This window comes from Oleiphilus sp. HI0123, from assembly GCF_001635315.1.
This window is the reverse complement of the sequence record NZ_LWGE01000856.1, coordinates 1-2,138: the sequence shown is the minus strand read 5'-3', so window position 1 is coordinate 2,138 and position 2,138 is coordinate 1. Positions and strand designations below refer to the sequence as shown.

The window sequence follows — 2,138 nt, the reverse complement described above, 5'->3', positions numbered from 1 at the left end:
TACTCTTCTCTAGTTTTGGGGTGGAGAAATACAGGGAAGTCTTGGCCGACCTGGGTAAAGCCTTGTTTAAGCATCTCGTCTGGGTTGCTACCTACTACGACCCAGTCTTTATCCTTGCTGTTAATTTCGAGCAAAGAGTCACGTACAGCACCACCCACAAGGTAGGTTTTCATCACATTCAAGCCCACGGGAGAGAAAGAGCTAGAATGCTAAACCAAATCCTATCGAACCGCCAGCTTCTACTTCACTCAGCATAAATGCAGCCTCAATATTGAAGTGGCGTGGCTGGTATAAAAAACCAGCTGTTAAGGTGTGATCTTCTTTTGAGGCCTCTTCTGTTTCAGCAATATTGAAGCGCGCACCTGCACGTAAGTGGAAGTCATCTCTCCAGTAATACTCACCACCAAAAGATATGAAGCGGGTATTGCCTTCGAAGGCGAACACTTCATCTTCGTTTAGATCAATATCAAGCGTCATCATATAGTCTTCACGGTAAGTGGCTAAACCCACTTTATAGCGTGCTTGAACTGAAGGCTTGCCTCGAGGTAATTCATCAGTGGGTACGGGAGGGGAGAATGTTGAAATGTCGGTTGGAAACATATTCATTCCAGAAATACCGAATACCCACTCGCCTTCTAGCCACCAACCATCCAGGCCGAATTCTTCACGTAAAAAGTTGTCGGTAAACAGGATTGCTAAGCCTATATCTACGTTCCATTCTAGGTTGCTATCACTAGGTCTGTCAGCCGGAGCGTTATTCACATCGTATTCATCTAGCGGCCTTGAAACTTGAGATGCATTGAACTGAATCAGTTTGGGTGTAAAACCCCACGATATGGGCATGTTATAATCAATAACATTGGTTGTAGCGACGGTTGCGCCCATTTCTTCATAGTCAAATTGAGTGCTTTCAACCGATGAACTTAATAGGTCTTCAATACCTGTGGATTCCGCAAGGCCAGTAGTTTCTACTTGTCTAACAATGTCATCAATAGTTGCTGCATCTTTATTTAGGATGGTGCTTACTTTGCGAATTTCACGGCGAGTGTAGAAATTGATAGTTAGCGGGTCAGTATCCACTAACAAGTTAAAGTTATGCATTTCATCAGAGCGATATGAGCTAAAACTTTTTTCACTTAGAGAGTCTTTTAGAAGTTTAGCGGTATCTCTGGTGTCGCTAATATCTCCGCTGTTAGCGGCGTTGATAAAGTCTTGTTCTATTGGTGAATTTTGATAGTCGAGAACGTCAGAGTTAAAAGACTCTCCGTAAAGCTGTCGCTGGCCACTATTTATTGCAAGATAGATCTTGTCGGGGTTATCGCCTCGGTTGAAGGCAATCAGAGCAGGGTTGTGAGCGGACGCGTTAAACTTTGAAGCTGAAGCAACACCGGTTCCGCCCATAGCCATTGAACGAGGGTCTAAAAATACTTTGTAGCCACTTAGTGCGGTTGAGCTATAAGCGAGACAAACTAAGCAAATGGCAAAGTTTGATAAGCTGAAGGTGAATCTGAAATTCATTATTTCCTTGTTCCTTGAGCGGGTCCTGACTAGTTAACTTATGCTGGCTAACGGTACGGTGACTGTACGTAGCTTGATCCGTAGAGGCAATTTTAACGGAAAGTCGAAAGTGACAACGACGGGCACGTCACGCTTTGTAACATAATGTCCAAATTCGTGGTATTTTTTTGGCTTAACTGTGCTTATGTATTGAAGTCATTTAATGACTCTGTATTGCCGCCTAACAACCTTATTTGCCGCTTAGAGCTATGAAAACGGCAAGCGCTCTCCTGAATTGCTGCAAATTTTACAGTAATGACTTGGCACAGGATTTTCATAGTGATTATGAAAAACTCAGGTATTTGGCTCTTATTAACGCATTTAAGTATCTGTTGTTCGGGGTGTCTCGATGCGATCTTCGCTCACCATTTACTGGGAACCTAGTTTGATATGCTTGCTTTGAAGAATCTAGTCATTTTTTGTTTACTAACCGCTGCGCTCTGCTTTTCTCCGGCTCATGCCCATAAATATAAAGATAAGAATAGTGTGGGTACGATGAAGAAAGAGGAGAAGGAGCCGATTGAGCCTATTGTAGTCCGTGTTACGGGGTATGGCGCTTATGAAAGAAAGGAGGACTCGGA

Annotated in this window: 2 protein-coding genes and 1 pseudogene; 1 reads left to right on the top strand and 2 read right to left on the bottom strand. The window is 43.4% G+C overall.

Annotation, left to right across the window (positions count from 1 at the left end; translation table 11 throughout):
• Both cca and traF read right to left on the bottom strand, forming a co-directional pair.
• Window positions 1-173: pseudogene (gene cca, locus A3761_RS07425) on the bottom strand (multifunctional CCA tRNA nucleotidyl transferase/2'3'-cyclic phosphodiesterase/2'nucleotidase/phosphatase); the annotation flags it as partial.
• A 28-nt stretch (window positions 174-201) separates the two neighbouring features.
• Window positions 202-1,518, bottom strand: coding sequence for a conjugal transfer protein TraF (traF, locus tag A3761_RS07420; protein WP_068511256.1), 1,317 nt, complete (start codon window positions 1,516-1,518; stop codon window positions 202-204).
• 429 nt (window positions 1,519-1,947) lie between these two features.
• On the opposite strand from traF, the gene A3761_RS28510 reads away from it, so the two are divergent.
• The coding region (locus tag A3761_RS28510) for a hypothetical protein (RefSeq protein WP_231881188.1) at window positions 1,948-2,138 on the top strand (191 nt) is incomplete at its 3' end.